This is a genomic window from Streptomyces sp. NPDC049577, from assembly GCF_040675635.1.
GTDB lineage: Bacteria > Actinomycetota > Actinomycetes > Streptomycetales > Streptomycetaceae > Streptomyces.
Genome location: NZ_JBFAPH010000363.1, coordinates 1 through 6112, shown reverse-complemented (window position 1 = coordinate 6112; position 6112 = coordinate 1). Strand labels below are relative to the sequence as shown.

At 71.7% G+C, this 6112-nt stretch carries 8 protein-coding genes and 1 pseudogene; 4 read left to right on the top strand and 5 right to left on the bottom strand.

What is annotated here, in order from left to right; genetic code table 11:
• Window positions 1–114: 114 nt before the first annotated feature.
• The 3 genes from AB0K09_RS28345 to AB0K09_RS28335 form a co-directional block, all read right to left on the bottom strand.
• Window positions 115–441 carry a hypothetical protein gene (locus tag AB0K09_RS28345; protein ID WP_366068262.1) on the bottom strand — a complete coding sequence of 109 codons (327 nt, stop codon included), beginning with the start codon at window positions 439–441 and terminating at the stop codon, window positions 115–117.
• A gap of 130 nt (window positions 442–571) precedes the next feature.
• Window positions 572–1294, bottom strand: coding sequence for a GNAT family N-acetyltransferase (locus AB0K09_RS28340; protein WP_366068261.1), 723 nt, complete (start codon window positions 1292–1294; stop codon window positions 572–574).
• A gap of 232 nt (window positions 1295–1526) precedes the next feature.
• A complete protein-coding gene (locus AB0K09_RS28335) occupies window positions 1527–2630 on the bottom strand; it encodes a recombinase family protein (RefSeq protein ID WP_366068260.1) in 1104 nt (367 codons plus the stop codon).
• Window positions 2631–2846: 216 nt separating this feature from the next.
• Between AB0K09_RS28335 and AB0K09_RS28330 the strand changes: the two genes are divergently transcribed.
• Window positions 2847–3296, top strand: a complete 450-nt coding sequence (locus AB0K09_RS28330) for a hypothetical protein (RefSeq protein WP_366068259.1) — start codon at window positions 2847–2849, stop codon at window positions 3294–3296.
• Window positions 3280–3495, top strand: coding sequence for a hypothetical protein (locus AB0K09_RS28325; protein ID WP_366068258.1), 216 nt, complete (start codon window positions 3280–3282; stop codon window positions 3493–3495). The genes AB0K09_RS28330 and AB0K09_RS28325 overlap by 17 nt, the downstream gene beginning before the upstream one ends.
• Here AB0K09_RS28325 and AB0K09_RS28320 read toward each other — a convergent pair whose 3' ends face one another.
• Both AB0K09_RS28320 and AB0K09_RS28315 read right to left on the bottom strand, forming a co-directional pair.
• Window positions 3496–3753 carry a hypothetical protein gene (locus AB0K09_RS28320; RefSeq protein ID WP_366068257.1) on the bottom strand — a complete coding sequence of 86 codons (258 nt, stop codon included), beginning with the start codon at window positions 3751–3753 and terminating at the stop codon, window positions 3496–3498.
• A 54-nt stretch (window positions 3754–3807) separates the two neighbouring features.
• The gene (locus AB0K09_RS28315) at window positions 3808–5184 is read right to left on the bottom strand and encodes a hypothetical protein (protein WP_366068256.1); all 1377 of its coding nucleotides are present in this window, start codon (window positions 5182–5184) and stop codon (window positions 3808–3810) included.
• Between the two features lie 146 nt (window positions 5185–5330).
• Here AB0K09_RS28315 and AB0K09_RS28310 point away from each other — a divergent pair, with 146 nt between their 5' ends.
• Together AB0K09_RS28310 and AB0K09_RS28305 are read left to right on the top strand one after the other, a co-directional pair.
• Window positions 5331–5465, top strand: a complete 135-nt coding sequence (locus AB0K09_RS28310; protein WP_366068255.1) for a hypothetical protein — start codon at window positions 5331–5333, stop codon at window positions 5463–5465.
• Between the two features lie 160 nt (window positions 5466–5625).
• A pseudogene (locus AB0K09_RS28305) lies at window positions 5626–6112 on the top strand (asparagine synthase); the annotation flags it as partial.

Genomic DNA, 6112 nt, shown 5'->3' with positions numbered 1-6112 from the left:
GCCAAGGTGAGCCCAAAAGCCGCCACGGGATGATCTTGGACGCTGGTGGGGGCGAAATCGTGACGTAGAGCCGTCATACGCGCTGGTAGAGCGCGATTTTGTGACGGGTGGACGTCACGCTCGCTGCCTGGCGCGACGAGCAGCGCGACGGCGCCACGCTCTTGATCGACAGCGCCCGGAGCAGTAAATCAGGTCGCTGCGCCGCGTGGCTCCCGCGAAGGTGATCTGGCCGCACTCGGGGCAGGTCAGCAGCTGGATCATGCCCTCGTCGCCGGTCCACTCCGCCTCGCCGAGCATCAGCCCGAGCCCGAAGGCGTGGTCGGCGCGCTTGCGGTCCCGGTATGCCTGGGCCCGGCATACGTCGTCGCAGTACCGGCGCCGGGCCGAGAAGCCCCTGGGCAGCCGGGCCCCGCACGAGTCGCAGAAGCGGATTCGGGCCACGCCTCCAGGGTCGCTCTGCGGTGGGGTGGTGTCTCGTCCCGGCCGCCATCGTCGGGCCCGGTGGCCGTTTCGAGTAGTACGAGTAGTACGGGCTTCTGGCGGCCGGCCGCCAGGGGCGTTGTGTGGTCGGTCAGCGGCGGGGGCGCCAGCGGGTGAACATGCACTGGTCGTCGCCGGCACCGAGTCTGAAGGGCAGGGCGATGGGGTCGAGGGAGAAGGGTTCTCCGGGTGCGTGGACGTTCCAGCCGCAGCGTGAGTAGAAGGCGCCGAGGTCGCGATCGGCCTCGTAGGAGCCGTACACCACGTAGTAGCCGAGCTGCTGGTGCACCTGCCAGGTCCGCTTGAGCAGCGTGGCGGCGATGCCCTGGCCGCGGGCGTGTTCGGCGACGGCCAGGCCGTGGACTTTGGCGACGAACAGGCTCAGGGCCATGGCTTTGTCGGCGCCGAAGCCGTTCTTCATGGCCATGTCGATGAGGGTCCCGGGGGCGGTGGCGGACAGCACGCCGACGGTGCGGTCCTGGCCGTCGGTGGCGACCAGGGTCAGGCATACGGTGGTCAGGGCCTCGGTCATGGGCTGGCTGGTGAAGGCGAACGAGGCGGCGTGGCGGTATGCCTTTGGGCCGCCGAGACCCTCCAGCATCGTGGAGGCCGCGGTGCCGTTCTCGATGGCGGTCCGCAGCTCAGGCAGGAACTGCACGCCTTCGCCGGAGGTGGCCAGCAGCGCGTCGGCGGCATCGGCGTCCTGTGGCCGGGCCAGGCGGATGCGGGTGCCGGCCGGGCCCTGCCAGCCGGTGCGGACGCGGTCGGCGGACAGCGGCGGCGTCTGCCGGGCCTTCTTGGTCGTCTTGCCCATGGTCTTCGTTCCCCCCTGGTGGTGGTGCCGACGGCGGACAGCCGCCTGCGCATGGGTGGATCTTGTCCCGGTGGCCGGGCGGCCTATCGCCGGTTTCCGGCCGCTTGTTCCTCGTCAGGCTCACCCTGGTCCTCGTCCTCGCTGTCGTCGGGCCAGCGGCCGAACGGTCCGACGCGGCCGGGGCCTTCGGCTCCGAGTACGCCGGGGCCCTTCGTACGGTGCGGTGCTGGGATCACGCGTCCTGCCCTTCGCGCCGGGCCTGCGCCAGCAGCGCCGCCACGACGTCCTCTGTCCCGTCCTCGGCCTCTTCCACGAGCGTGTGCAGCACCTCGTCGGCGGCGGGGTCGAGGACCTGGCGCTGGAGGCGTTCCATGAGCTCAGGGTCGGTGCCGCTGCCGGGCCCGGTGATCTGGGCCCGGACCGGGCGCCGGGGGCCGATGATCTGCGCCTCGGTCTGGGCGCCGTCCTCCTGCGCGTCGGCGAGCGCCCGGTAGAGCGAGGCGACGGAGGGGTGCTTGCCCGCGTTCTTGCCGGTCTTGATGGTCAGCTTCTTCGCGATCTCGGGAACGGGGACGCCCTTGTCCTTGAGTGCGCGGGCGAAGAGGAGCATGTCGTCGTCGATGACCTTCGGCCGTCCGCCGTGGTTGCCCTTCGCGGCGGCGGCCACCTGGCCTTCCAGGGTCTTCTCCCGGATGTAGTTGCGCTCGATCTGGGCGGCGGCGGCCAGGACGGCGAAGAACATGGCGCCCATGCCGTTGGGGTCGTAGATGCCGGTGAGCGGGCCGGTGAGGAGTTCGAGCTGGACGCCGGCGCCCTGGAGCTGGCCGGAGAGCGTCATCAGTTCGGCGGCGTTGCGGGCGAGGCGTTTGAGCTCGTGGACGGTGAGGATGACCTCCTGGTCGGGGGCTGCCTCCCGGATGTCGTACGCGAGCTTCAGCGCCTTCTCCAGCTCGGGCCGCGTCTTGACGCGGGTGGAGATCTTCTCGGAGAAGACCCGCTTGCAGTCCGCCCGGGCGAGCGCGTCGAGCTGGCTCTGAAGTTCCTGCTGTGCGGTCGAGCAGCGGGCGTACCCGATCCGGATCGGCTTCGCCGCCGCGGCGGCCGGTGCCGCCTCGATCGGCGGGCCCGGCTTCCACGGCCGGCCCGGGCCGCGGTCCTCGGGAACGAGGACCTGAAGCTCCTCGCGGAGTGCGGGGACGAGGATGAAGCGCGGCGTGTGGTACTTCGTCGCGGTCTTCCCGCCGCGGGTGCGGCAGGGACTGCCCGCCGGGGCTTCACAGTTCGGACAGTCGTTTCGTTCTACCGCAAGAGCGGCTTGATCGGGCGTCAGGTCCACCCCGGCAGTCTGTCAGAACTGTCTCGCACAACGCTGGAGTTTTGAGAGGACTTCTGCGAATTGCGACCTGCGGAAACGTGATCGACTCCAGGGCTCTCGCAGAACTCTCGCATCTGGTCATTTATGAGAACCGGCCGCGAGAGTCCGCGAGGTCGGCCGATTCCGATTGGTGAAATCCGTTGCGCTCATCGCAACAAAGTGCGCAGACTGAAACTCATGAGCGTCTTTGATGAAATCGCCGCGATCCTCCACCCCATGCCCGCACCCGGCGACGTCGACCCCGAGGTCTACAACGACGTCTGCCACGACATCGACCACGCACGCAAGGAAACCGCCTTCCACCTCGAAGCAGCCTGGGACGCCGACGGCGAGAACAACGAGCCCCTGCTGTCCTCAATCGCCACAGCCCGTGCCCGCCGCGACGCCGCCGAGGCCGACATCCGCCGTCTCATCGCCTACGGCCGCGAATTCACCCGCCCCCGCCCCTACAAACTGGCCGACCTCGCCGCAGCTTCCGGGATGTCCATCTCCGGCGTCCGCACCGCCTACGACCACGAAGAAGTCGCCGACGTCCAGCACGCCACCGGCCTCAAGCCCCGGGAGTGGCGGGCCGCCGACCCCGACGAGCCGCCCCACGACGGAGGCACCGATGACCACACCCGCTGACGACGCGTTACCGCCCGCCTGTACGTGCCCGACGCCCTGGGAGCACCTGGTCGCCGTCATCGAGGGCCGACGACTGCGGGCCCGGCCAGCCGCCACGCTCGGCCCGGCCGCCGCCCTCTACCGCGCGCAGTGCGCGGCATGCGGCGCCCCGTACCCGGGCCACTGGCGGCTCGCCCCCGGCCAGCGCCTCAACCTCTGATCACCCCAGCTCGCCCCGCAGCTCGCGAATCCGCCGCTCCTGCTCGTCCAGGACCGCCTGCAACTGGCGGTTCTGCTCATTGGTGATCACCAGCTCGGCGGCCGCGACCGCGCGGACGCCTTCGGCCTCCCGCTCGATCGCCTTCACCTCGGCCACGGCCTCCTCCTCGGTCAGCCGGCCGCAGACGAACCCCACCACCGCGGCAACCACCTGCTTCTCCAGCTCGGCCGCCGCCTCGACGTACTCCTCACCCCGCATGACCGGACAACGGCTCCACCAAGGCCAGGGACACGGAGCGGGCTGGCGTGCCCGTTAGCGGGCCTGGGTGAGGAAGAGGCGGGCGCGTTCGTCCAGCTCGGCGGCGCAGCGCAGGCCGCGGGCCCGGTAGGGACGCAGGTCGGCGCGCATGGAGCGGACGGCCTTGCGGGTGCGGGCGGAGCGGACGCCGTCCATCGTCTCGATCGCACGGTGCCAGGTGGCGCACGCCTGCTCGATGCCGCCTTGGCGGGCCTGCTGCTCGGCCTGGGCCACCAGGTCGAGGGCGATGATGCGGGCGTAGGTGGCGCCGGGGCGGCTGGCGGCGGCCGTGGCGTACTCCTTCGCCGCGTTGGGTCGGTCGCCTAGGGTCTCGAAGACCTTGGCGGTGCGGGAGTGGACGGTGGCGGCGGGCGGGCCCCAGGCCAGTGCCCAGAACGGCACGTCCGCATCCTCCCCGGTGGCGAGGGCGGCGTGGGCGCGGTCGACGTCGGCGAACGCGGCCTGGCGCTGGCCGGTCTTGGCAAGCGCGTGGGCGTGGGTGATGGCGAACAGGGCCTCGGTCCGAGGGTCCACCTTGCCTTTGGCCTTCGCCCAGCCGGTTTCGGCGAGGGCGAGGCAGTGCTCGGGCCGGTGCAGTTTCATGCCCTGCTGGGACATCGTGCGCATCACGAACCCGTCCTGCCCGGGGATACCGGAGGCGCGGGCGAGGGCCAGGGACTGGAGGTAGTACCGCTGGGCGAGTCCCTGTTCGCCCGAGTCGTATGCCTTCCAGCCGGCGAGGTGGGCGCCGGCGGCGGCGACGGACAGTGCCTCGGCGCGGATGGCGTCGCTGGCGAAGCGGCTGCGGCACAGCTCGGCGACGTCGGTGACCAGGTACTGCACGAACGCCGAGCGGCCGTGCTGGCCGCCGTGGCGCTCGTCCATCTCCATGAACAGCCGGACCATCTCGCGCACCGCGGCGACGTCCGCGTGCCCGGCGACCGCTCCGGTGGCGGCGGCGCGGGTGCGGGCGGCGGCCTCCTGGACGCTCTGGAGGGGCAGGACGGCGGCGGCCATGGAGTACGCCGAGGCGGTGAGGAATCGGCGGCGGTTCACATCGGCCCTTCCGATCGTGGTGAGAGCTTCGAGGGGGTCCACGTCCAGCGTCAGTCCGATGCTGTCATCCTCGCCGGCCGCCGGGGAGGGCAGGCCGAGGTCTTCGAGCGTGATGCGGCGGCCCAGACGCCGGGAGAACACCTCGGCCAGGTACTGGGGCGTCGGCCCGGTGGGGACGGCGCCCAGGGTCCAGTGGTGGACGGCCGACTTGTTGGTCGCCAGGCGCTGCCCGCTTTCCGTGGCGACGGCCCGCACCGCCCGCGCGACGCCGTCATACGGCAGCCCGGACTCGTCGATCAGTGCCTTGAGCTGGTGGTTCGGCGTGCGTGAGGTCATCGGTCCTGCCCTCGTATACCCGATATACCGCTTGGCCCGGCTCGGACTCTACTGCCGATGCGTGTACCGGCGTTGACTGTTGGTCACAAGCCCGGCGGCATCAACTCCCCGCCGGCCGGGCGGCCGAACCGGAGAAGGAGAAGGTCATGGAGCAGACCATGCAGACCACCGCCCCCGCCTACGAGGCGCCCGTCGTGCTGGACGCGGGCAAGATCGTCGCGGTGACGCTCGGCACCAACAACTTCGACACCGCCGACGACACCGAGTACAAGAACGCGTAACCGCGATCTGCCGGGGCCAGGCCGTCATGAAGCGCCACGGCCGGCCCCGGCGAACAGAAGGCGCCGGGCCTGCTTCTCGTGCTGGGGCACGAGGCGGGCAGCCCGGCGCCTTCGCCTTTGACCAGCACCCACGCGCGCAAGGACGAGGGAGAGGACACCGATGAGGTGGAGCGCGGGATGGTACGGCGGCACCCGGCACGACCGGCGGCCCGCCGAGGGCCGGGCGGTCCCCGGCCTGGAGGCGACGTGGACGTGCGGCTGGCCGGAGGGGCGGGTCCGCTCCGTCGGTGAGGGACCGGCGGCCCTGGCGGTGATCGGCGAGTGCGGGGCGGACACCCGTCAGCTGCATGAGGCACTGCCGGTGGTGCGGGCGAAGGGGTGGCGGGCGCTGACCCGCTGGCCCGGCTCCTACCTCACGCTCGCCCGCAGCGGCCCGGACCTGGCGGTGATCGGCGACCTCGCCGGGCAGCACCCGGTCTACTGGCGCACGGACGCGGCCGGGACCTGGTGGTCGAGTGCGGCATCCGCGCTGGCCGCCCTGGACGGGGCGCCGGTCGATGTCACCGCGCTCGCCGCCCGCCTGGCCTTCGGCCAGCCGAGGAACTGGCCTCCGCGCGCGGCCCGCAGGAGCTGGCGGCGCTCGCGCG